Raw genomic sequence first — 21539 nt, 5'->3', positions numbered from 1 at the left:
TAATCGAACAGATGTTCGACCGGAAGGTCATTCCGTGGCGATGGCCTCCAGCACGTTGAGCCGCGAGGCGCGGATCGCCGGCAGGATCGCGGCGAGCACGCCGACCACCACGGCGATCACGAGGAACACGAGCAGCTGGCCCAGCGGCAGGCCGAGGCTGGTCAGGTCGTCCTTGAGCGCCTGTCGCAGCAGCACGCCGATGATCACCCCGATGACCATGCCGAGCACCGCGCCGAGGACCGCGATCGCCACCGACTCCAGGGTGATCATCCGGCGCAGCCGGGTGCGGCTCATGCCGATCGCCCGGAGCAGGCCGATCTCGCGGGTGCGCTCGATGACCGAGAGGCCGAGCGTGTTCACGATGCCGATCACCGCGATCACGATCGCCAGCGCGAGCAGGCCGTAGATCATGTAGAGCAGCTGGTTGATCTGGTCACGGATCGACTCGGCGAACTCCTGCTTGTCGTAGACCGCCACGATCGGGGTCGCCTCGGCCGCCTCGTCCAGCGCGTTGCCGACCGCGACCGCGTCGGCGCCCGGCTCGAGCATGATGCTCAGGCTGGTGTCCTGGCGGGGCACCCCGGCGTCGGCGAGCAGGTCGAGCGGGAGGCTGACGTCGCCGGTGGTCTCGCTGCCCTCGAAGATCCCGGCCACCTCGAGGTCGAGCGACTTGCCGGCGAGGAACGTCAGCGTCAGCGGCGAGCCGACCTCGAGGTCGTGGTCGTCGGCGAAGCCGGTGGTCACCAGAGCCTGGTTGCCCTGCAGCTGCTGGCGGCCCTCGACCATGTCGAGCTCGTAGATGTCGTCGAACGCCGCGTCGTTGCCCGTCACGAAGACCGTCGAGTCGTCCACCTGCGCGCCGGTCCACTGCTGCCGGCTGACTGTGGCCACCCCGTCGACCGCCTCCAGGTCGTCGCCGACCGAGGTCGAGAACGGCAGGAAGTTCGTGCTCTGCACCAGGAAGTCGGAGGTGAACTCCTCGTCCACGACGTCGTCGACCGAGGCGTTGAGCGAGGTGGCGAGCACCCCGATCGTGGAGACCAGGGCCAGCCCGATCATCAGCGCCGACGCCGTGGCGCCGGTACGCCGGGGATCGCGCAGCGCGTTCTCCCCCGCGAGCCTGCCGGTGGTGCCGAACAGCCGGCCGAACAGGCCGCGGCACAGGACCAGGACGGGTCGGCCGATCACCGAGCTGATCGCCGCTGCGGTCAGGATCCAGATCCCGGCGGCGATGCCGACCCAGAGCGAGTCGGGCCCCGGGCCGCCGGTGATGCCGATGACCGCGAACACGATGCCGACCGCGATCAGGACGCCGCCGATGATCGTGCGGCGGCGCAGCGAGTCGCGCGCCGGCGCCGAGTCGGCCCGCATCGCCGCGACGGGGGCGACCTTGCCGGCGCGGCGGGCCGGCAGGAAGGCGGCGACCAGCGTGACGCCGACGCCGACGACGTAGCTGATGATGACCGAGCCGGCGTCGAGCGTCAGCGCGTCGCTCGCGATGTCGAGCCCGACCGCGCGGAAGAGCGCGGCCAGGCCGCGCGCCAGCAGCCAGCCGAGCCCGATGCCGACGGTCGCGGCGACCGCCGACATGACGACCGCCTCGAGCAGCACCGACTGCGTCACCTGGCGGCGCGATGCGCCGAGGGCGCGCAGCAGTGCGAGCTCACGGCTGCGCTGCGCGACCAGGATCGTGAACGTGTTGACGATGATGAAGCCGCCGACGATGACCGCGATGATCGCGAACACCAGCAGGAACGTGGAGATCACGTCGAGGAACTGGCCGACGGCGTCCTGGGACTCCTCCGCGACCTGGTCGCCGGTGACCGCCTCGAAGCCGGAGGGGGCGACGGTGTCGGCGGCCTCGGCGAGCTGCTCCTGGGTGACGCCGTCGGCGGCGGTGAGGGAGACCTGGTGGAACGCGTCGGCGCCGTCGAGGAAGAGGTCCTGCGCGCCCTCGGTGCTGAACACCAGCAGGGTCGCGCCGGCCGTACCGCCGCCGTTGAACTCCGCGGTGCCGACCAGCGTCGCCGTGCGCTCGGAGTCCCCGAACGGCGCGAGCAGCTTCACCTCGTCGCCCAGGTCGTAGTCGCCGTTGTCGGCGGCCGCGTCGTCGAGCACGATCTCGTCGGCCGCGGCCGGCCAGCGCCCGCTGCTGAGCAGCATCGGCGGCTCACCGGCCATGTTCGGGCCGTCGGTGTGGTTGAACGCCAAGGTGGGGGCGCCGGTGCCGCCGACGAGCGTGCCGTCGGAGGCGAGCAGGCTCATCCCGATGCCGACGACGTCACCGTCGGCCCGGGCCACCTCGGGCAGCTCCTCGAGCTCGGCCACGACCTCGGGGGAGAGGGTCTGGGTGGTCTGCGTCGGCCCGGCCTCGAAGGACGCGGTCTGCTCCGCGCGCACGACGCCGTCGGGGGTGGAGCTGTAGATGATGCTGTCGAACGTCGACGACAGGCCGTTGCTGAAGACGAGGACGCCCGACAGGAACGCCACGCCCAGCACGATCGCCAGGCCGCTCATCACCAGCCGCACCTTGCGGGCGAGCAGGTTGCGCAGGGTCAGCTTGAGCACGTCGCGCCCCTCAGGCCTGCGTGGTGCGGGCGGCGGCGAGGTCCTGCAGGCGTGTCATGTGCTCCAGGATCTGCTCGCGCTTGGGGTTGCGGATCTCGTCGACGACCAGGCCGTCGGCGAGGAACACGACGCGGTCGCAGTACGACGCGGCGACCGCGTCGTGGGTGACCATCACGACCGTCTGGCCGAAGTCGTCCACGCTGCGACGCAGGAACGAGAGCACCTCGGCGCCCGACGTGCTGTCGAGGTTGCCGGTCGGCTCGTCGGCGAACACGATCGAGGGCTTGCTCGCCAGCGCCCGGGCGCAGGCGACGCGCTGCTGCTGCCCACCGGACAGCTCGGTGGGCCGGTGGCCGAGACGGTCACGCAGGCCGACGGCCTCGATCACGGTGTCGAGCCACTCCTGGTCGGGCTTGTGCCCGGCGAGGTTGAGCGGGAGCAGGATGTTCTCCGACGCGGTGAGCGTCGGGATCAGGTTGAACGCCTGGAAGACGAACCCGATCCGCTCGCGGCGCAGCGCCGTGAGGTCCTTGTCCTTGAGCCGGCCCAGGTCTGTGCCGCCCACCTCGACCGCGCCCGACGACGGGGTGTCGAGGGCCGCCATGCAGTGCATCAGCGTGGACTTGCCCGAGCCGGACGGGCCCATGATCGCCGTGAACCGGCCGGCCTCCAGGTCGAGGGTCACGCCGGCCAGGGCGTGCACGGCGGAGTCGCCGGAGCCGTAGGTCTTGCGCAGGTCGATGGCGCGCGCGGCCGGGGCGGGGGAGGACGTCTCGCTGGTCATGGGGCAAGCCTGCCGGAGGTCACCGACGGCCGCCATCGGGGACACCCCTGAGGCCCCGAATTGGCTCGAAATGGTCCGAAATGGTCCCGAATTCGACGTTGAATTGCGTCGTTGCCGAACTGAGGATTTCCTCAGTACGTCAACGTTCCGTCCGATTTGGGGACGCGCTGGTCTAATCCTGCCTAGAGTTCGCTCTGTGGACGAGTTGCTGGTGACTGAGGGGCGTGCGCTGAAGCACGTTCAGGTGCGTGAATACGTGCGCACTCTCGTCACGGGGGCGGCACCCGGTTCACCTGCACCTTCTGAGCGTGAGCTGGTGCATCGTTTTGGGGTCGCCCGCATGACGGTGAGGCAAGCGATGGATGCCCTGGTGGTTGAAGGGCTGTTGGAACGGATTCCCGGGCGGGGCACTTTCGTGGCCCGCCCGCGGCGCGCCGCGAGCAGGTTGACGAGCTTCACCGAGGAGATGGCGCGCCGCGGCCTGCTGGCCGAGTCGCAGACCCTCCTCGCGCGTCGGGAGCAGGCAGGTCCCGGCGTCGCCCGGGCGCTGAACCTGACCGAGGGCGACGCCGTCATCCACTGGCGCCGGCTGCGCCGGGCCGACGGGGTGCCGATGTGCCTCGAGGACGCGTACCTCAACGAGGTCCTGATCCCCGGCTTCCTGCAGAGCGGGATGCCCACGAGCCTGTACGACGCGCTCGAGGTCCGGGGGCTGCGCCCGTCGTGGGCCGAGGACTCGATCAACGCCGACGTGGCCACCGCCGACGAGGCGCAGCTGCTCGAGACCGACCCCGGCGTACCGGTGCTGCGGCACTCGCGCCGCGGCCTGGTGGGCGAGAAGATCATCGAGGTCTCGCGGACGGTCTACCGGGCCGATCGGTACACGATGTGGCTCCAGGTCGGAGCAGAGGGCTAGCTGTACTGATCGCTGAGACGCGTCAGCGTTCACAGTCCACCCAGGGGCGCCACGACGTCCCCGGACTCCTCGCACACCCACACGGGGTCGGGGCCGCCGAGGTCGGGCTGGATGTAGAGCGTGTGCACCGGCGCGTCCGCACCGCAGTCGGTGCACAGCGGCCATCGGCCCACGGTCTCGAAGAGCGCGTCCTGGACGTCCTGGGCGACCAGGCCGGCGACGTACGCCTCGCCCTCGGGCCACTGCTCGGCCCACCACTTGCGCTGGGCGACGGCGTCCTCCAACGCGGACACCGCGGCGGCCGTGGCGTGCTGTCGGGCCTGGAGGTCGGCGAGCACGCGAGCGCGCGCGTCGAACAGCAGGCCGTTGTCCATTCCCCCATCATGGCCCCCGGGACAAGTGGCGCGCCGCCGTCGTACGACGCGCCCCCGGTCCTACAGTGCTGGTATGGGTCCGGCGCTCCTCGAGGTCGCCGTCCTCGACCCGCGCGACGCCCCCGGCGCGGAGGAGGGCGGCGCTGACCGTCTGCACCTCTCCACGCCCGAGGGCCTCTCGCCCGAGCCTGCGCTCGTCTCCGGGGTCTGTCGCGACACCGACCTGCCGGTGTTCGTCACACTGCGGCTGAACGACACCTGGAGCACGACGGGCGGCGAGATGACGCGGCTGGTCGGGCTCGCCGAGGACTACCTCGGCTCCGGGGCCGCCGGCGTCTCCTTCGGCTTCCTCGACGCCGACCTCGAGGTCGACACGGACACGTGCGCCTACCTCGCCGGGCAGCTCCCGGGCGTGCCCTGGACGTTCGGCCGCGCCGTCGACGACACCCTCGACCTGCGCCGCTCGTGGCGCTACCTCGCCGGCCTGCCCGACCTGCTGGCGGTCTGCTCCGCCGGCTCGCCGCGCGGCCTCGACGTCGGGTACGACGAGCTGCTCGCGCTGGCCGCCGACCCGGCCGTCGCGCGCCGGCTGATGCCCGGGGGCGGCCTGCTCGCCGAGCAGGTGCCGTGGTTCGTGCGCGCCGGGGTGCGGCAGTTCCACCTCGGGCGCCAGGCGCGCCCGGGATCGTCGTACAAGGCCTACGTCGACGCGGGTCACGTGCGGTCGTGGCGGCTGCTCCTCGACTCGTCGGTAGAGCGCGCGGCGCGCACCGCTGGATGATCCTCATCGACCCGCCGCAGGTGCCCTCGCGGGGACGCCTGTGGTCGCACCTGGCCAGCGACACGTCGTACGACGAGCTGCACGCGTTCGCCGCCCGCCTCGGCATCCCCGAGCGCGGCTTCGACCGCGACCACTACGACGTGCCGGCCGAGTACTACGACGACATGGTCGCCGCCGGCGCGGTCCCGGTGAGGTCCCGCGAGCTCGTCTCACGCCTGGTCGCGGCCGGTCTGCGGCGCCGCAAGTCGGGTACTCCCTGACGTTTCCGGGGTGAGATCGCGCGTGGAACCCCGGAAACGTCAGGGAGTATCCGCCAGGGTCGCCAGCTCCGCCGCCACGTTCGCCCGCGCCGCGTCCTCCCAGGAGGCCCGGGCGTACGCCGTGTGGAACAGGTGTGGCTTGGCGAGCAGGTCGCGGAGGACCGCCGAGCGGCCGAGGGCGAAGAGGTCGTCGGGGACGTGGGCGTACTCCTCGCGCACGGCGGCGACGTACTCCGCGTACCGCTGTGCCGGGGCGGCCAGGATCGCGAGGTCCGCGTCGGAGAGCGCGCAGCCGTTCGGGTCGTCGTCCGCGGGCGTGTGGTGCTCGGTGAGCAGCACCAGCCGCACCACCTCGTCGAGGGTCTCCGGCTCGACGAGGGTGTCGAGGGCCTCGGCGGCCCAGGCGGCCGAGCGCCTCTCGGCGTCCGGCTCCCCGTCGTACACGCCGTCGTGGAACCACGCGGCCAGGACGACCGCCATCCGGTCGAACGCGACGCCGTCGGCGGACAGCTCGTGCACGCGCGCCAGGACCTCGGTGAGGTGCTGGGCGTCGTGGTAGCGGCGACTCGGGTGGTTGTACGCCGCGACCAGCTGCGCTCCGAGCGCGCGGGCGCCGGGCAGGGGCCACGCGAGCAGCAGGTCCACGCCGGACATTGAAGCGGTCCTTCCCGGTGAGCGCTACGGTGGGCACAAAACGAGAACGTGTTACAGAAATGAGGAAGCCGTGGCCGCGAGCAACGAGCGCATCCGTGAGGTCATCGACGACTACGTGCGGCTGGTCGCCACCGGCACCGCCGACGAGATCGTCGCGCTGTACGCCGACGGCGCCACCGTCGAGGATCCGGTCGGGTCCGACGTGCTGACCACCGCCGACCAGATCCGCGCGTTCTACGGCGGGCTGGAGGGCCTCGACACCGAGACCCGGCTGCTCGCCGCCCGGATCGCCGGCGGCCAGGCCGCCTTCCACTTCGAGCTGGTGACCAAGGCCGGTGACCAGACCTACACGGTGACGCCGATCGACGTCATGGCGTTCGACGACGACGGCCGGATCACGTCCATGCGGGCCTTCTGGTCCGGGGACGACATGGTCATCGCCTAGCGCGGGTGTTCGCGTCGCGGGTCGTGCACGCCGGGTCCTGCTGGCCCTCGGTGCGCGGAATCGCGAGCTGGCCGACGTACCGCTCCTGCCCGGTGGTGAGGCCGTACGGGGAGAACTCGGCGCTCTCGAACTTGCAGTAGCCCTCGCCGCGCAGGTACCCACCCGGCGGCGGGTCGACCACGATGGTCATCCCCTCCTGGGTCGCCAGCTGGCCCTTCAGGGTGAACTTGCCCTCGGCGTCGCTGGTCGTGGACGCGATCTGGTCGCCGTTCAGGTTGAAGAGGCGGACGGTGGCGCCGGGGCCGTTCTCGTAGCCGGGCTTCAGTGCGACCATGCGCTGCCCGTCGCCGTCCACGAGGTGACCGGTGATCCAGCCGCCGCGCTTGGTCAGGTGGAAGCTGCCGGACGTGAAGCCGTTCGACTTCACGACGGCCTTCTCCACGGCGCCGGTCTTCGCGAACCACACGCCCGCGCCGTTGAACTGGACGTTGTACCTGCCGGGGTAGAGCCCCTTGAAGGAGAACGTGCCGCTGCCCGAGGTGGAGCTCCACCACTGGCCGGTCTCCCTGCTGGTGACGGTCAGGGTGTTCTTGATGCTGAGCAGGCCGCTCGGGGTGAACAGGTAGACCGTCATCTGGCCGGCCCTCTTGGACAGCTTGATCTTGACGTTCTTGAACTTGCTCGGCGACACCGCGCCCGCCCAGACGCTCTTGCCGACCCAGACCTTCCGCTTGTCCCAGGTGAAGACGGAGTACTTGCCCTCCGGCAGTCCGCCGATCGCGAACTGGCCCTTGTCGTTGGCAGTCGTCGCGAACGACTGGCCGGACTGGCTGGCCGCCCGCAGCGTCGCGCCGCCGAGGGCCTTGCCGCCGCCCTTCACCGTCCCGGTGATGGCCGCGCCCCGCTTCATCGTCAGGTTCTTCACCGTCAGGTCGTTCTCCCGCACGGTGACCTTCACGTCGGTCGGCGCGTACTTCGACACGTCGTACGTCGGCCGCTGGTCGACGAACTGCAGGTGGTAGGTCCCGACCGGCAGCGTCAGCGAGTAGCCACGGGCACCCGCGCCGAGCTTGCGCTGGTTGATGTAGTTCCAGTTCGCGTCGAACCACAGCATGCTGAGCCCGGGGCACTTCGACACCTGCGGGCAGGTGATGCCGCCGTTGACGATGCCCTTCTCGGTCGCGGCGACCGCCGTCGAGCCCGCGCCGAGGGCGAGCATGGAGGCGAGCATGCCGACGACGAGCAGCAGCACTGCGCGGGTCCTACGAGCGGGGGAACTCATGCCTCGATCGTAGGTGCGCAGCCTTGGGGAACCCTTAAGGCTCGATCAGGCTTTCCTCAAGACTCCCAGGTACGCAGCCAGATCGTGTGCTCGGACTCGGCCAGCTTCGCGAGCGCCTCGGCCGGCAGCGGGTCGGGGGTGTCGGTGACGACGTACCCCTGCTCACCGCGGGTGGAGAGGTACTGCCCGGTGATGTTGTCGCCGCTGTCGGCGAGCACGCCGTTGATGGTGGCGAGCACACCGGGGACGTTGTGGTGGAGGTAGCCGATCCGGTGACCGGTCTGGAGCTGCGGCGCGAGCACGGCCGGCAGGTTCACCGACAGCTCGGTGCGGCCCTCGAGCGAGAAGCCCGCGAGCTTGCCGGCCACGAAGTAGCCGATCTCCTCCTGCGCCTCCTGCGTGGAGCCGCCGACGTGGGGGGTCAGGATCACGTTGTCGAGGCCGCGCAGGACGGACTCGAACTCGTCGCCCTGGGCCTTCGGCTCGACGGGGAACACGTCGAGCGCGGCACCGGCGATGTGGCCGGACAGGATGTGGTCGCGCAGCGACTCGTTGTCGACGACCATGCCGCGGGCGGCGTTGATGAAGATGCTGCGCGGCTTCATCTTCGCGAACTGCTCGGGACCGAAGAAGCCGGCGTTCCCCGGACGGCCGTCGACGTGGAGGCTGACGACGTCCGCCTTCTCCAGGAGCTCGTCGAGGGTCTTCATCCGCTGCGCGTTGCCGTGCGCGAGCCGGTCGGCGGTGTCGAAGAAGATCACCCTGAGGCCGAGCGCCTCCGCGAGGTTCGACAGCTGGGTGCCGATGTTGCCGTAGCCGACGATGCCGAGGGTCCGGCCACGGACCTCGTGGCTGCCCTTGGCGGACTTGTCCCACACGCCGGCGTGCATCTTCTCGGTCTTCTCGGGCAGCCGGCGGGCCAGCGAGATGATCTCGGCGATCACCAGCTCCACGACGCTGCGCGTGTTGGAGTACGGCGCGTTGAACACCGCGATGCCGCGCTCGGCGGCCGAGACCAGGTCGACCTGGTTGGTGCCGATGCAGAAGCAGCCGATCGCCAACAGGTCGGACGCCGCGTCGAGCACGCGCGGGGTGATGTGGGTGTTGGAGCGGATCCCGAGCAGGTGGACGCCGGACAGCGCCTCGACCAGCTCGTCCTCGGAGAGCGAGCCCGCGCGCAGCTCGACCTCGAACCCGCGGGACTCGAGGATCTCGACGGCGACCGGATGGATGTTCTCGAGCAGCAGCACCTTCACGGTCAACCAGCCTAGGTCGACCGGCGTGGTGCGCCGAACCGGGACCGGATGGCGGTCGTCTCCGGCATGATTCTCGGCATGGGACATCGTCGTACGCTCGGCTGGGTCGCCGTCGCCGCACTCCTCGTGACCGGCACGGCCACCGCCATCACCACTCCTGCCGTCTCGGCGCCGGGCGCCGCGGCGTCGGCGGTGAAGGGCGGCGAGCGGGGCGCCTGGGACGTGCGGCAGGTGGGCGCGGGGCAGTACGTCGTCTCGTGGACCTCGCCGACGCGGTTCCCGCTGACCTCCGACCGGCCGACCATCGTCGGTCCCGCGGGCCTCGCCATCGGGGCGCCGACGATCGCGGCGGACGGCCGCACCGTCCAGGCCACCGTCGCCGCCTCCGCCCGGCCCGACCCGGCCGACCTCGACGTGCTGCTCTCCGGGGACCGGCTCGACGCCGCCGGCGACGACCGGCTGAAGACCGGTGCCGTCCCGACGCGCGACTTCGACCTGCCCGGCACCGTCACGCTGCCCGACGACCCGGCCACGCCGGGCCCGTACGACGTGTCGACCAGCGACTACACGCTCCCGCCGGTGCAGATCGAGGGGATGCCCGAGCCGATCGAGATGGTCGGGCACGTGGTCGAGCCGGCCGCGGGCTCCGCGACCGGCCCGCGTCCGCTGGTGCTGTTCCTGCACGGGCGGCACAGCGTCTGCTACGACCCGAACGACGAGAACGGCGGCGACGGCGCCTGGCCGTGCGAGGCGCCGCAGCTCGAGATCCCGAGCCAGCTCGGCTACGACTACGCCCAGCGGGTGCTCGCCTCGCAGGGCTACGCCACCGTCTCGGTGCGCGTGAACGGCATCAACGCCCAGGACTACCGCCTCGCCGACGGCGGCGCCGACGCCCGCGCCGAGATCGTCGAGGAGCACCTCGCCCACTGGAACACCCTGGCCGCCGCGCACGAGGTCGACATGGACCGCGTCGTGCTGGTCGGCCACAGCCGCGGCGGTGAGGGCGTGGACCGCGCCTCGCTCGAGATCCCGCTGTCGGCGCCGTACCGGATCGCCGGCCAGGTGCTGATCGCGCCCACGAACTTCGGCGTGCAGACCGCGGCGTACGTCCCGACCGTCACGCTGCTGCCCTACTGCGACGGCGACGTCAGCGACCTCCAGGGCCAGAAGTTCACCGACGTCGCGCGCGACCTGGTCGCGGGCGACACCTCGCTGAAGAGCTCGGTGCTGGTGATGGGCGCCAACCACAACTACTTCAACACCGAGTGGACCCCCGACATCGCGCAGGCGCCGGCCTGGGACGACTGGGGCGGCGAGGAGACCAGCACCTGCCACCCCGACAACGCCGACCGGCTGACCCCGGAGGAGCAGCAGGCGGTCGGAACGGCCTACATCGCCGGCGCCGTGCACCTGTTCGCCGACGGCGACCAGGACGTCCTCCCGCTCTTCGACGGCTCCCGTGCGCGGGTCGCGTCGACCGGTGACGCCCAGGTGATCAGCCACGCGATCGGCGGCGGTCGCGACGTGCGCGCCCCCGGCGTCAGCTCGGCCCGGTCGCTGCCCGACGGCGCGAGCACGCGGCTGTGCAGCAGCGCGGTCGCGCAGACGCGGGTCGCGTCCTGCGCCAGCGGCGTCGACTACGGCTGGGTCTGGCCGCACTGGACCGAGGCCTGGGACGCCGCCCCGACCCGATCGTTCTTCGAGATGCGGTGGACCGCGGCCGGCCAGTCCGGCGGGCTGCTGCTCGACCGCCCGATCGACCTGAGCGCCGGTCGCCTCGAGCTGCGCACGATCGTGGACCCCGAGAACGGCCCGGTCGAGCTGGACGTGCGGATCACCGACCAGAGCGGCGACAGCGCCGTGCTCGACGCCGTCGGTGACGTGCTGCCGGCCCTCGCCGCCGGCCCGGACACCGCGAAGTACTGGGCGCAGGCGCTCGTCGCCGACCCGTCCGGCGCCGCCGGTGTCGACCTCGCGCACGTCGTCGAGGTGGAGCTCGTGTCCGTCAGCCCGCAGGGTCGCGTCTGGGTCGCCGACCTGGCCGCCGCGCCGGCCCAGCTGGCGCCGGTCCCCGACCGCCGGCTGGCCACCCTCGACCTGCACAGCGTCACGGTCGACGAGGGCGACAGCAACGGCGGGGAGCAGGTCACCGCTGAGGTGCCGTTCGACATCGTCGGCGAGATCACCGCGCCTGCCACCGTCGTGGTGATGACCACCGGTCAGGGCCGCGGCGAGAAGCAGCGGTTCACCCTCGACCTCGCGCCGGGACAGACCTCGGGCAGCATCCCGGTGTCGTACCGCCCCGACAACCGTGACGACTACCCGCGGGCACAGACCCAGGTCGCGATCTGGGCGACACGCAACGTGATGACCGACCAGTACGCCGGGGCGCTCACCGTGAAGGACGACGACCCGACGCCGCGGCTGACCGTCGAGGCCGTCGACAAGACCGTCCGGGAGGGCGGCTTCGCCGAGTGGAAGGTCCAGCTCGCCCGCGGCATCGACTACGACCTGTTCGTCGTCGGGAAGATCGTCAACGGCCCGGGCGCCGACCTCACCGTCGGCGACGTCGGCGAGCAGTGGGTGGAGCGGTACCTCGGCCCGGACGCCAACCCCGACAAGACGCTCTGGTCCTACCGCGCGATGGTCTACGAGCAGATCCGCGCGGGCGGCCGCTCGATGATCATCAAGGTGCCGATCCGTCGCGACGACAGGGCCGAGGGCCGCGAGTCGCTGACGCTGAAGTTCCGCGAGCTCGGGAAGGTCTACACGCGGACGGTGTACGTGAAGCCGTCGCGCTAGCGGCAGCGACTAGACCTGGGGGACGCCGGCGAGGGCAGCGGCCAGCGCCTCGTCCGACAACGGGTCGTCCTCGAGCCGGCCGCCGAGGAACGTGTCGTAGGCACCGAGCTCCAGGAGCCCGTGGCCCGACAGGCCGACGACGATCACCGGCTCGGCCCCGGACTCGGCCGCGGCCAGCGCCTCCCGGCGTACCTGCGCGAGGGCGTGGGAGGACTCCGGCGCCGGGACGACGCCCTGGGTCCGCGCGAACTCCAGCGCCGCCTCGAAGCACTCGCTCTGGTGCAGCGCGGTGGCCTCGATCAGGCCCTCGTCGTACACGTGCGAGACCAGCGGCGCCATGCCGTGGTAGCGCAGCCCGCCGGCGTGGATCGTGGACGGCACGAAGTCGTGGCCGAGCGTGTACATCTTCAGCAGCGGCGTCATGCCGACGGTGTCGCCGAAGTCGTAGCGGTACTCGCCGCGGGTGAGGCTCGGGCACGAGCTCGGCTCGACGGCGAGGATCCGCGGGTCCTGCGTGCCGGCCAGCTTCTCGCGCAGGAACGGGAACGCGAGACCGGCGAAGTTCGACCCGCCGCCGGCGCAGCCGACGACGACGTCGGCGCCGGACTCGCCGGCCTTGGCCAGCTGGCGCAGCGCCTCCTCGCCGATCACGGTCTGGTGCAGGAGCACGTGGTTGAGCACGGAGCCCAGTGCGTACTTGGTGTTCTCGTCCTGCGCCGCCACCTCGACGGCCTCGGAGATCGCGATGCCGAGCGAGCCGGGGTGGTCCTCGGGGAACGACTTCCCGGCCTCGGTCAGCCGGCTGGGGGAGCGGTGCACCCGGCCCCCGAACACCTCCATCAGCGTGCGCCGCTGTGGCTTGGTGTCGAACGACGCCCCGACCTGCCAGACCTCGCAGTCGATCCCGAACAGCGCGCACGCGTACGACAGCGCCGTACCCCACTGGCCGGCGCCGGTCTCGGTCGTCAGCCGGGTGACGCCGTGCAGCGAGTTGTAGTAGGCCTGCGGCACCGACGTGTTGGTCTTGTGCGAGCCGGCCGGCGAGACGCCCTCGTACTTGTAGTAGATCCGGGCGCTGGTCCCGAGCTTCTGCTCCCAGCGCCGCGCGCGGATCAGCGGGCTCGGCCGGTACTGCCGGTAGACGTCGCGCACCGGCTCCGGGATCTCGACGTACCGCTCCCCGGTGACCTCCTGCATGATCAGCTCGATCGGGAACAGCGGCGCGAGGTCGTCCGGCCCCACCGGCTCGCGGGTCCCCGGGTGCAGCGGCGGGGGCGGCGGCGTGGGCAGGTCGGCCACGACGTTGTACCAGTGCGTGACCTGCTCGGACTCGTCGAGGGTGAACATCACCTGGTCGCTCATGCTCGGTCACGCTAGCGATCCGAGGTGGGCCCGGGAAGTGCCGGTCCGCACGGTGGTTGAGGTGCGAGCGCAGCGAGCCTCGGAACCCCCTCCGCTCGGGGCCCACTGCCGGAATCACCGGTCGGCCGGTGATTCCGACACCCGCGGCGTCCACCCGCAGCGGCCGGGGCCGCCCGGTCACCGCAGCGGCGGGACGTGGTGGTTGCCGCGGATCAGGTCCTGTCCGTCGTACGCCGTCTTGACCCGGCGCAGGCGAGCCCAGGTCTGGTGGTCGAAGAAGGCGCTGGCGTCGGTCGTCTGCATGACGAAGTTCGGGTAGTCACCGACCTTCTGCTCCGCGACCGCCGCCGCGACGCCGTCGAGCGCCTCGCGGACCGTCGGGACGGCCTCCGGGACCGGGACGACGCCCAGGCTGAGCATGCCGATCGAGCCCGGCAGCGTCGCGCGGGCGCCGGCACCGGGCGTCGCGCGGTGCAGGGCGCCGCCGAGGTGCCGGAGCTCCAGCAGCCCCAGCGGTGAGCCGGGACCGGCGATCCGCGCCATCTCCTCGATCGCGTCGGGGGTGAGCTCGTCGAGGAGTGCGGTGGTCGCGTGGAAGGGCAGCGGGCTCTCGGGGTCCATCGCCTGCCGGTGCAGCGCCGAGGGCGGTTGCATGGCGACGGTGTCCATCGCCGGTCCGAGGCGGCGCAGCGGCTCGAGCAGCGCCCGGCCCTCCGCCTCGGTGCCGAGGTGGGCGACCAGCACGATGACGAACGACTTCCCGCGCACCGGCTCCGGGACCTCCGGGAACGGCGGGAAGTGGATCGTCGACGACCACGTGGTCATCTCCTCGGGGAAGTCCGGCAGCAGCGCCGACCAGGTGTGCAGCACCGCGGCGATCCGCTCGGCGGGGAAGAACAGGCCGCCGGCGTACACCTCGGCGAGCTGCTGCACCCCGAACTCGAAGCCGGTGACGACACCGAAGCTGCCACCGCCGCCGCGCAGGGCCCAGAACAGGTCGGGCTCGTGGTCACGGTCGGCTCGGACGAGCTCCCCGCCGGCGGTGACGACGTCGATCGCGGTGACGGCGTTCGTCTGCAGGCCGTGCTTGCGGGAGAGCCAGCCGATGCCTCCGCCGAGGGTGTAGCCGGCGATGCCGACCTCGGGCGAGGAGCCGTGCAGGGCCGCCAGCCCGAGGTCGGCGAGCTGCGGCGAGACGTCTCTCCAGCGCGTGCCGGCGCCGGCTCTCACGGTCCGGGCCGCCGCGTCGATCCGGACGTCGGTGAGCCGTGAGGTGTTGAGCAACACGGTGCCGCGCAGCGGGCCGAGCGGACTCGCGTTGTGACCCGTGGACTGCGCGGTCACCCGCAGCCCGCGTCGGTGGGCCCACCGGACCACGTCCGCCACCTCGGCTGCGTCGGTCGGGACGGCGATCGCCTCCGGGCGCTGGTCGTCGAGCACGTTGAAGGTGCCGCGCAGGTCGTCGAAGCGGGGACCGCCCGGGCGGATCAGCGTGCGGGGGTCCAGGTCGGTGTGCAGGTTGATGGTCATGTGCCTCTCCTTCATTCGTTGAACAGTGATGTTCAACGAAGTTAGGACGTGACCCGCCTGCTGTCAATTGGTTGAACAGAGGTGTGCAATAATTTCACCGTGGCCAGGAAGTACGAGCAGCGTCGTCGCGCCGAGCAGCAGGAGGAGACCCGTCAGCGGATCGTGGAGGCCGCGATCGAGCTGCACGGCACGCTCGGCCCCGCTCGGACGTCCTTGAGCGCGGTCGCGGAGAAGGCCGGCGTGCAGCGCAACACCCTCTACCGCCACTTCCCGGACGAGCGCGAGCTGCTCGACGCCTGCTCGGCCCACTACGCGGACCTCCACCCGGTGCCGGTGCCCGACGGATGGGCCGACACCGAGGACCCGCTCGCGCGAGTCCGCGCCGGCCTGCGTGCCCTCTACGCGTACTGGGACGAGAACCAGCAGATGGTCGCCCAGGTGCTGCGTGATGCCGAGTCCGTGCCGATGGTCCGCGAGATCAGCCAGGCACGGTGGGGCGTTCCGCTGGGAGGCATCCGGTCGGCGCTGCTCGCGGGATCCACCGATCGCGAGGTCGAGGCGACCGTCGACCTCGCGATCGGCTTCGGGACCTGGCAGTCGCTGCGCAGGAGCGGTCTCTCCACCGACGATGCCGCTGACCTGATGGCGCGGATCGTCGCGGACGCGCTCAGTCGCCCTTGACGTTCACGATCTGGCGCAGCGTGTGCCGGACCTCGACGAGGTCGGCGGCGTCGGCCATCACCCGGTCGATGTTCTTGTACGCCGCCGGGATCTCGTCGATGAACGCGTCGGTGTCGCGGTACTCGATGCCGGCCATGGCCTCACGCAGCTGCTCGCGCGTGAAGGTCCGGCGGGCCCGCGACCGGGAGTACTCCCGGCCGGCGCCGTGCGGCGCCGAGTTCAGCGAGACCGGGTTGCCCTTCCCCGCCACGACGTACGACGCCGTACCCATGGAGCCGGGGATCAGCCCAGGTCGTCCGAGCTCGGCGTTGATCGCGCCCTTGCGGGAAAGCCACACCTGCTTGCCGAAGTGGGTCTCCTGCTCGGTGTAGTTGTGGTGACAGTTGATCTCGTCCTGCCGCTCCACGTCACCCTGCACCCACTCCGAGAACTGGCGCACGACACGGTCCATCATCTCCTCACGGTTGAGCAGCGCGTAGGACTGCGCCCAGCGCATCTGGCCGATGTACTCCCAGAACTCGTCGGTGTCCTCGGTCAGGTAGGCCAGGTCGCGGTCGGGCAGCTCGATCCACCGCTTCTCGCACAGGTCGCGCGCGACCCGGATGTGCTTCTGCGCGATCTTGTTGCCCACGCCGCGGGACCCGGAGTGCAGGAACAGCCAGACCCGGTCGAGCTCGTCGACGGTCACCTCGATGAAGTGGTTGCCCGACCCGAGCGTGCCGAGCTGGAGCTCCCAACGCTTGGCGTACGTCGCCGGATCGAACCCGGTCCGCTCCGCCTCGCCGGTGAGCTGTTCCAGCCGCTCGCTCGTGTGCTCCCGGCTGACCTTGCGGTTCTGCGCGCCGGCCGACAGCGGGATCGCCCGCTCGATGGCCTCGCGCAGCGGCCGGCGGTCGGCCGGCAGCTGGTCACGGGTGTACTGGGTGCGGACGGCGATCATGCCGCAGCCGATGTCGACACCGACCGCCGCGGGCATGATCGCGCCGAGGGTGGGGATGACCGATCCGACGGTCGCCCCCAGTCCCAGGTGGGCGTCGGGCATCAGCGCGACGTGCGGGTGGATGAACGGCATCGTCGCCGTCGTCACCGCCTGGACACGCGTGCCCTGCTCGAGGATCGAAGCCCAGTTGATGAGCTTCGCGCTGATCTTCTCCATGGTCCTTTCCTGTCTGCTTCCCACTCCCGGTCGGAGAGTGGCCGCGTCAGGCTAGGTACCTCGAAACACCTTGCACATCAGGATTCTGGCGTGCTTGTCGGCCGGTTCTCGCGGTTGACGGCCGTTGCAACGGCCGTCAACCGTAGGAATCCCCGGTCGACCGGGGATCCCGACACCGCCCTACGCCCCCACGTCCTCCGCGTCGACGATCCGGTACGCGTAGCCCTGCTCGGCGAGGAACCGCTGGCGGTTCTGGGCGAACTCGGCGTCGACGGTGTCGCGGGAGACGATCGTGTAGAAGTGCGCGGTCCTGCCCTCGGTCTTGGGGCGCAGCAGGCGACCGAGGCGCTGCGCCTCCTCCTGCCGGGAGCCGTAGGAGCCGGACACCTGGATTGCGACCTCGGCGGACGGCAGGTCGATGGAGAAGTTCGCGACCTTCGACACCACCAGCAGCCCGATCTCGCCGGAGCGGAACGCCTCGAACAGCCGCTGCCGCTCGTTGACCGGCGTCTCGCCCTTGATCACCGGCGCGTCCAGCGCAGCGGCGAGCTCGTCGAGCTGGTCGAGGTACTGCCCGATCACCAGCGTCGGCTGCCCGGGGTGGGAGGCGACGAGTGCCTCGACGACCGAGATCTTGTGGTGCGTGCACGACGCCAGCCGGTAGCGCTCCTCGGGCTCGGCGGTCGCGTACGCCAGCCGCTCCGACGACGGGAGCGTCACCCGCACCTCGACGCAGTCGGCGGGCGCGATCCAGCCCTGCGCCTCGATGTCCTTCCACGGAGCGTCGTACCGCTTCGGCCCGATCAGCGAGAACACGTCGCCCTCACGCCCGTCCTCGCGCACCAGCGTCGCGGTCAGGCCGAGCCGGCGGCGGGCCTGGAGGTTCGCGGTCATCCGGAAGATCGGCGCGGGCAGCAGGTGCACCTCGTCGTACACGATCAGGCCCCAGTCGCGCGCGTCGAGCAGCTCGAGGTGCGAGTAGGCGCCCTTCCGCTTCGTCGTCATCACCTGGTACGTCGCGATCGTGACCGGCCGGACCTCCTTGACCGACCCGCTGTACTCACCGATCTCGTCGGCGGTCAGGGTCGTGCGCCGCAGCAGCTCGTCCTTCCACTGCCGGGCGGAGACGGTGTTGGTCACCAGGATCAGCGTGGTCGCCTTGGCCTCGGCCATCGCGGCCGCGCCGACGATCGTCTTGCCGGCGCCGCACGGCAGCACCACGACACCGGAGCCGCCGTGCCAGAACGAGTCGGCCGCCTCGCGCTGGTAGGCCCGCAGGTGCCACTCCTCCTCGGACAGGAAGATCGGGTGCGCCTCGCCGTCGACGTACCCGGCGAAGTCCTCGGCCGGCCAGCCCAGCTTGAGCAGCGCCTGCTTGAGGTTGCCGCGCTCGGAGGGGTGCACGGCGACGGAGTCGTCGTCGATCCGCTCGCCGAGCATGCCCTGCACCTTCTTCGCGCGCAGGACCTCCTCGAGCACCGGCCGGTCGTTCGAGGCCAGCACCAGCCCGTGGATCGGGTGCTTGTCGAGGCGCAGCCGCCCGTAGCGCGCCATCGTCTCGGCGACGTCGACGAGCAGCGCGTGCGGTACGGCGTACCGGCTGAACTCCAGCAGCGTGTCGACGACCTGCTCGGCGTCGTGGCCGGCGGCGCGCGCGTTCCAGAGCCCGAGCGGCGTCAGCCGGTAGGTGTGCACGTGCTCGGGTGAACGCTCGAGCTCGGCGAACGGCGCGATGGCCTTGCGGCACTCCACGGCGCGCTCGTGGTCGATCTCGAGCAGGAGCGTCTTGTCGGACTGGACGATCAGGGGGCCGTCATTCATTGCGGGGTCCCTGCGGCGTTGTTCGACGGACGCGCGAAACGGGGGAGGAGAAGAACGTCGTGGGGTGGTCGTTCATGCGGTGGCGACCGCCTTCTGCCGCGCGCGGAAGGCGGCGACGTTGGCGCGCGAGGAGCAGCGCTCGGAGCAGTAGCGGCGCGACCGGTTCGGCGACGTGTCGACGAACACCTGCGTGCACGGCGTCGCCGAGCACACGCCGAGCCGGTCGGCGCCGAGGTCGCAGACCAGCGTGGCCAGGCCGAGCAGCGACTCGCCGACCAGCAGGTCGGCGACGCTGGCGTTCTCGGTGGCGACGTGCAGGTGCAGGTCGTGCTCGTCGTGGTCGGAGATCCGCGGCGCGATCGGGTGCCGCGCCATCAGCTCGTTCAACCGGCCGACCACGCCCGAGGTGTCGTCGGCCTCGCCGGCCTCGAAGACGGGGCGCAGCTCGCGCTGGAACTTGCGCAGCAGCATGCAGTCCCGGTCGGCGGCACGGTCGACCAGCCACGGTCGGTCGTGCAGGTACGCCACCAGCCCGTCGACCTCCCCGAGGTCGGCGTTCAGCAGTGCGGCCGATGCCTCGGCGTACCGGATGAAGTCCACGCTTGAAGCCTACGGCTCAGGCGGTGACCGGGCGGACGGTCGTGATGCGATGCACGGCAAATGTTCGGACGTCGTCGCTGCGGTGGTCGTGCGCGGTCAGCGACCCGCCCTCGACGCGGATCGGGTCGACGAGCCGCTCGGAGCTGGTGCCCTGGTTGTCGACGTACCCGATCAGCACGGTGTCCCCGGCCTCGACCGCCTCGCGCAGCGCCGCCATCGAGCCGGTCGGCGTCAGCGTCTCCGCCGGCATCGCGGGCCGGGCGGACTCGGCGCGGTCGCCGGCCCGGATCGCGGTGACGGCGTGCGCGGCCTGGGCACTCTCGCGCGCGGCACGTACGGCGCCGCCGCCGCGGTGCTCGCGCGGGGTGCGGGCGCGCAGCTGGTCCGGACGGGCCACGTGCACCGTCCCGTCCGCGGCCTCGACGACCGGCGCCGCGCCGAGGTCGCGCAGCCGGGGGAGCAGCACGTCGAGCGGCGTCGAGGTGATCAGCACGGTCGGCGCGATCCGGCGCAGGCCCAGCGGCCCGGCCTTGGGGTGGTGCAGCAGCTCGGTCAGCGCCGTCTCGTCGTCGGCGCGCAAGAACGCCTCGGCGTGCCCGACCCGGATGCTGCCGAACGTCCGCGCGGTGTCGTCGACGAGGTAGGACAGCGGCTGCGGCACCGGCGTGCGCGACACCGACCCGACGAACTCGTGCACCTCCGCGGCCGACCACCCGGTGTCCAGCGCCCGGCGCACGGACGTGGACGTGAAGCGGTAGACGGTCGCACCACCGCGGGACTCGACGTCGGCCACCAGCTGCAGCTTGCGCGCCAGCTGCGACTCCAGCGGGCCGGGCGCCACCGCGGTCAGGTCGGCCTGCAGCAGCACGTGGTCGACGGGCTCGGGCAGCAGCGCCGCCAGCGACGCCGTCGGCTCGTCGCCGGCCAGCAGGACCCGGGCGTACGACGCGATCCCGCCGGCGCCGACCAGCCCGAGGACCGAGGCCTCGTCGACCGCCCACGCGACCTGGTCGGCGCGGGTGCGCGGCCGGCGCGGGCGCAGCCACACGACCCGCTGCACCAACGACGGGACTCCGGTGCCGGTCGCGAGCACCTCGCCCGGCGGCAGCTCCGCGAGGGCGTCCAGCGCCATCCGGCGGCTCTCGACCTGGAAGCTGCCGGCGAGCTCGGGGGCGAGCGCGTTCCACACCTTGCCCTGCGGGTCGCGGGACCCGACCAGCCCGGCCATCCGCGGGCTGGCGAGCCAGGCCCGGACCAGCGCGGTCCACCGCTCGGCCACCGGCAGCTCGGTCCACCTGTCGAACGCGTCGGTCGGGATCCACACCGGGTTGCCGTCGGGGTCGGCCGACGTCGCGAGCAGGCCGGCGGCCGACGCGACCTCGATCAGCAGCGCGGCGGTCGGCTCGTCGACGTGCAGCGACGTGGCGGTCGCCTTGAGGTCGCGCACGCCGAGGCCGCCGCTGCGCAGCGCGTTCGGCGGGGCCAGTCCCCAGCCGTCCAGCAGCAGCTCGACGCGGCGTACCGCCTCGAAAGCCGCGCCCGACGCGGCCCGGTCCACCAGCTCCCGGCTGCGCTCGCTGGTCGCGAGCTCGGGCACCACGTCGACCGGCTCGGTCGTGGTGTGCCCACCGCGCAACGCGATCCCGACCTCGCCCGGCATCACGACGACGCCACCGCTGCGCGGCACCAGCAGCCGGCGGGCGAGCAGCTCCTCGGCGGGCGTCTCGGCGTCCTCGGGCAGCACCGTGTGCCGCGACGACCCGGCGGTCGCCTCGCCACCCGCCTCCAGCACGTGCTCGAGCAGCGCCCGGGCCGCGGGGGACAGCTCGTCGAGCCGCTGCTGCACCTCCTCGGGCGTCGGGGACTCGGGCGACACCGGGTGCAGGCCGCTGATCGTCACGAGCTCGGCGACCGCGGTCAGCGCGCGGATGCCCTGCGGGGTCTCCCACGCGAGCGCGAGATCGAGCAGGCGTCGTACGGCGTTCGCCACCGCCTCGGGCCGCGCGTGCACGACGGTGGACAGCGCGGCCTCGGTGGTTTGGCCGACGACGACGAGGGCATCAAGGACACAGAGCTCGGCCCGCGTGAGCTGGTCGAGTGCACGCAGCAACGAGGACCGGGTGGCCGCACGAGACGCCAGCTGGCCTGAGTCGTGAGGGGCCGGAGTGGCGAGATCGGGACGTTCGTGGAGCAACAGGGACAGGCGCGTGTCCGACCAGCTGCGCAGCTGGTCGGCGAGCGTGCGGTATCCCGTGGTGGCCATCCCT

At 71.7% G+C, this 21539-nt stretch carries 18 protein-coding genes and 1 pseudogene; 7 read left to right on the top strand and 12 right to left on the bottom strand.

Annotated features, from left to right (window positions below; all coding sequences use genetic code 11):
* Nucleotides 1-27: 27 nt before the first annotated feature.
* Nucleotides 28-2568 carry an ABC transporter permease gene (locus MJ604_RS13330; protein WP_243058944.1) on the bottom strand — a complete coding sequence of 847 codons (2541 nt, stop codon included), beginning with the start codon at nt 2566-2568 and terminating at the stop codon, nt 28-30.
* A 10-nt stretch (nt 2569-2578) separates the two neighbouring features.
* Nucleotides 2579-3352: an ABC transporter ATP-binding protein gene (locus tag MJ604_RS13325; protein WP_243058943.1), complete on the bottom strand. Its 774-nt coding sequence runs from the start codon at nt 3350-3352 to the stop codon at nt 2579-2581.
* On the opposite strand from MJ604_RS13325, the pseudogene MJ604_RS24280 reads away from it, so the two are divergent.
* Nucleotides 3309-3758, top strand: a pseudogene (locus MJ604_RS24280) (GntR family transcriptional regulator); the annotation flags it as partial. The gene MJ604_RS13325 and the pseudogene MJ604_RS24280 sit on opposite strands and share 44 nt — an antisense overlap.
* A 9-nt stretch (nt 3759-3767) precedes the next feature.
* Nucleotides 3768-4268, top strand: a complete 501-nt coding sequence (locus MJ604_RS24275; RefSeq protein WP_243059091.1) for a GntR family transcriptional regulator — start codon at nt 3768-3770, stop codon at nt 4266-4268.
* Nucleotides 4269-4297: 29 nt separating this feature from the next.
* On the opposite strand, the gene MJ604_RS13310 is transcribed toward MJ604_RS24275, so the two are convergent.
* Nucleotides 4298-4642, bottom strand: coding sequence for a hypothetical protein (locus MJ604_RS13310; protein ID WP_243058942.1), 345 nt, complete (start codon nt 4640-4642; stop codon nt 4298-4300).
* 73 nt (nt 4643-4715) lie between these two features.
* Here MJ604_RS13310 and MJ604_RS13305 point away from each other — a divergent pair, with 73 nt between their 5' ends.
* Nucleotides 4716-5423 (top strand): copper homeostasis protein CutC, encoded by a 708-nt coding sequence (locus tag MJ604_RS13305; RefSeq protein WP_243058941.1) that lies wholly within the window; start codon nt 4716-4718, stop codon nt 5421-5423.
* Nucleotides 5420-5683 carry a DUF4031 domain-containing protein gene (locus MJ604_RS13300; RefSeq protein WP_243058940.1) on the top strand — a complete coding sequence of 88 codons (264 nt, stop codon included), beginning with the start codon at nt 5420-5422 and terminating at the stop codon, nt 5681-5683. The genes MJ604_RS13305 and MJ604_RS13300 overlap by 4 nt, the downstream gene beginning before the upstream one ends.
* Before the next feature lie 39 nt (nt 5684-5722).
* Here the strand turns inward: MJ604_RS13300 and MJ604_RS13295 are convergent, their stop codons facing one another.
* Complete coding sequence (locus MJ604_RS13295) at nt 5723-6337, bottom strand: hypothetical protein (protein ID WP_243058939.1); 615 nt, start codon at nt 6335-6337, stop codon at nt 5723-5725.
* A gap of 70 nt (nt 6338-6407) precedes the next feature.
* On the opposite strand from MJ604_RS13295, the gene MJ604_RS13290 reads away from it, so the two are divergent.
* The gene (locus MJ604_RS13290) at nt 6408-6782 is read left to right on the top strand and encodes a nuclear transport factor 2 family protein (RefSeq protein WP_243058938.1); all 375 of its coding nucleotides are present in this window, start codon (nt 6408-6410) and stop codon (nt 6780-6782) included.
* Here the strand turns inward: MJ604_RS13290 and MJ604_RS13285 are convergent.
* Nucleotides 6772-8064: a carboxypeptidase-like regulatory domain-containing protein gene (locus MJ604_RS13285; protein WP_243058937.1), complete on the bottom strand. Its 1293-nt coding sequence runs from the start codon at nt 8062-8064 to the stop codon at nt 6772-6774. The two genes, MJ604_RS13290 and MJ604_RS13285, sit on opposite strands and share 11 nt — an antisense overlap.
* 56 nt (nt 8065-8120) lie before the next feature.
* Nucleotides 8121-9320 carry a phosphoglycerate dehydrogenase gene (serA, locus tag MJ604_RS13280; RefSeq protein WP_243058936.1) on the bottom strand — a complete coding sequence of 400 codons (1200 nt, stop codon included), beginning with the start codon at nt 9318-9320 and terminating at the stop codon, nt 8121-8123.
* A 78-nt stretch (nt 9321-9398) separates the two neighbouring features.
* Between serA and MJ604_RS13275 the strand changes: the two genes are divergently transcribed.
* Nucleotides 9399-12122 (top strand): hypothetical protein, encoded by a 2724-nt coding sequence (locus MJ604_RS13275; RefSeq protein ID WP_243058935.1) that lies wholly within the window; start codon nt 9399-9401, stop codon nt 12120-12122.
* A gap of 9 nt (nt 12123-12131) precedes the next feature.
* Here the strand turns inward: MJ604_RS13275 and MJ604_RS13270 are convergent, their stop codons facing one another.
* Both MJ604_RS13270 and MJ604_RS13265 read right to left on the bottom strand, forming a co-directional pair.
* Entirely contained in the window at nt 12132-13484 is a 1353-nt protein-coding gene (locus MJ604_RS13270; RefSeq protein ID WP_243058934.1) for a TrpB-like pyridoxal phosphate-dependent enzyme, read from the bottom strand.
* A 177-nt stretch (nt 13485-13661) separates the two neighbouring features.
* Entirely contained in the window at nt 13662-15014 is a 1353-nt protein-coding gene (locus tag MJ604_RS13265; RefSeq protein ID WP_243058933.1) for an FAD-binding oxidoreductase, read from the bottom strand.
* A 99-nt stretch (nt 15015-15113) separates the two neighbouring features.
* Here MJ604_RS13265 and MJ604_RS13260 point away from each other — a divergent pair, with 99 nt between their 5' ends.
* Complete coding sequence (locus MJ604_RS13260) at nt 15114-15695, top strand: TetR/AcrR family transcriptional regulator (RefSeq protein ID WP_243058932.1); 582 nt, start codon at nt 15114-15116, stop codon at nt 15693-15695.
* On the opposite strand, the gene MJ604_RS13255 is transcribed toward MJ604_RS13260, so the two are convergent.
* The 4 genes from MJ604_RS13255 to MJ604_RS13240 all read right to left on the bottom strand — a co-directional run bounded on the left by MJ604_RS13255 (nt 15682) and on the right by MJ604_RS13240 (nt 21535).
* Nucleotides 15682-16851 carry an RtcB family protein gene (locus MJ604_RS13255; RefSeq protein ID WP_243058931.1) on the bottom strand — a complete coding sequence of 390 codons (1170 nt, stop codon included), beginning with the start codon at nt 16849-16851 and terminating at the stop codon, nt 15682-15684. The two genes, MJ604_RS13260 and MJ604_RS13255, sit on opposite strands and share 14 nt — an antisense overlap.
* A gap of 180 nt (nt 16852-17031) precedes the next feature.
* Nucleotides 17032-18672 carry a DNA repair helicase XPB gene (locus MJ604_RS13250; protein WP_243058930.1) on the bottom strand — a complete coding sequence of 547 codons (1641 nt, stop codon included), beginning with the start codon at nt 18670-18672 and terminating at the stop codon, nt 17032-17034.
* 72 nt (nt 18673-18744) lie between these two features.
* Nucleotides 18745-19272 carry a CGNR zinc finger domain-containing protein gene (locus MJ604_RS13245; RefSeq protein ID WP_243058929.1) on the bottom strand — a complete coding sequence of 176 codons (528 nt, stop codon included), beginning with the start codon at nt 19270-19272 and terminating at the stop codon, nt 18745-18747.
* Between the two features lie 16 nt (nt 19273-19288).
* Nucleotides 19289-21535, bottom strand: a complete 2247-nt coding sequence (locus tag MJ604_RS13240) for a helicase C-terminal domain-containing protein (RefSeq protein WP_243058928.1) — start codon at nt 21533-21535, stop codon at nt 19289-19291.
* Nucleotides 21536-21539 lie beyond the last annotated feature (4 nt).

Origin of the sequence: Nocardioides sp. SR21 (genome assembly GCF_022761125.1) — a bacterium.
Lineage (GTDB): Bacteria > Actinomycetota > Actinomycetes > Propionibacteriales > Nocardioidaceae > Nocardioides.
Note: the sequence above shows the minus strand (reverse complement) of the source record. Positions and strands in the feature narration are given on the sequence as shown.

Coding starts and splice junctions, on each gene's coding strand:
- MJ604_RS13265 (WP_243058933.1), bottom strand. CDS start 15,014: ATGACCATCAACCTGCACACCGACCTGGACCCCCGCACGCTGATCCGC.
- MJ604_RS13270 (WP_243058934.1), bottom strand. CDS start 13,484: ATGAGCGACCAGGTGATGTTCACCCTCGACGAGTCCGAGCAGGTCACG.
- MJ604_RS13240 (WP_243058928.1), bottom strand. CDS start 21,535: ATGGCCACCACGGGATACCGCACGCTCGCCGACCAGCTGCGCAGCTGG.
- MJ604_RS13285 (WP_243058937.1), bottom strand. CDS start 8,064: ATGAGTTCCCCCGCTCGTAGGACCCGCGCAGTGCTGCTGCTCGTCGTC.
- MJ604_RS13275 (WP_243058935.1), top strand. CDS start 9,399: ATGGGACATCGTCGTACGCTCGGCTGGGTCGCCGTCGCCGCACTCCTC.
- MJ604_RS13300 (WP_243058940.1), top strand. CDS start 5,420: ATGATCCTCATCGACCCGCCGCAGGTGCCCTCGCGGGGACGCCTGTGG.
- MJ604_RS13310 (WP_243058942.1), bottom strand. CDS start 4,642: ATGGACAACGGCCTGCTGTTCGACGCGCGCGCTCGCGTGCTCGCCGAC.
- MJ604_RS13325 (WP_243058943.1), bottom strand. CDS start 3,352: ATGACCAGCGAGACGTCCTCCCCCGCCCCGGCCGCGCGCGCCATCGAC.
- MJ604_RS13295 (WP_243058939.1), bottom strand. CDS start 6,337: ATGTCCGGCGTGGACCTGCTGCTCGCGTGGCCCCTGCCCGGCGCCCGC.
- MJ604_RS13250 (WP_243058930.1), bottom strand. CDS start 18,672: ATGAATGACGGCCCCCTGATCGTCCAGTCCGACAAGACGCTCCTGCTC.
- MJ604_RS13305 (WP_243058941.1), top strand. CDS start 4,716: ATGGGTCCGGCGCTCCTCGAGGTCGCCGTCCTCGACCCGCGCGACGCC.
- MJ604_RS13255 (WP_243058931.1), bottom strand. CDS start 16,851: ATGGAGAAGATCAGCGCGAAGCTCATCAACTGGGCTTCGATCCTCGAG.